Source organism: Vibrio sp. 1069, from assembly GCF_033340555.1.
Window position 1 is genome coordinate 1 of sequence record NZ_JAWOWP010000724.1, and the last position, 569, is coordinate 569.

Sequence of the window (569 nt, forward strand, 5' to 3'; positions counted from 1 at the left end):
GCTTAAAAGTAAGCCTTGGCAGAAAGGACAAAGTCCGGATCAATTACTCAGTGTTTTGGAAAGAGATTTTGACCGTCTTGATGGCAAAATTCGTAACATGGAAGCGTATGTGACGTCCGATACATTTAGGGTAAACCGAGAGTTCAGCAAACTCTAAACTTGATGCATCTATCAATGATTTAAATAAAGCAGGCGACAAGCCTGCTTTTTTATCACAAATTACTAATTTTTAAGCATAATTAATCTTTTGTGCTCTGGAAGTTAATTCATAATTCATCTACTTTAAATGTAATCACTTACTTTTTATGGATGAATGTGATGAGAAAACTGCTCATTCCGATAGCCGTCACGGCTGCATTGTCGGGTTGTGGTAAAGAGCTTCCACCAGTTCCTGAGCCAGAATCTCGCCCCGCAAAACTTTTTACTGTTTCTGTTGGCAACGCACAATTTGAACGCCATTTCCCCGCCACCACAGAAGCCGGTGACAGAGCTGTACTCGCATTTCGTGTCCCAGGGTTGCTTCAATCTATCGAAGTTAATGAAGGGCAAGTCGTTAAAAAAGGCGATGT

General features: G+C 41.1%; 1 protein-coding gene and 1 pseudogene. Both read left to right on the plus strand.

Going from position 1 to position 569, the window contains the following annotated elements; all coding sequences use genetic code 11:
* Nucleotides 1-157: pseudogene (locus tag R7040_RS28690) on the plus strand (envelope stress response membrane protein PspC); the annotation flags it as partial.
* A 161-nt stretch (nt 158-318) separates the two neighbouring features.
* Nucleotides 319-569 (plus strand): biotin/lipoyl-binding protein (locus R7040_RS28695; RefSeq protein ID WP_318097925.1); only part of this gene is annotated, 251 nt, incomplete at its 3' end.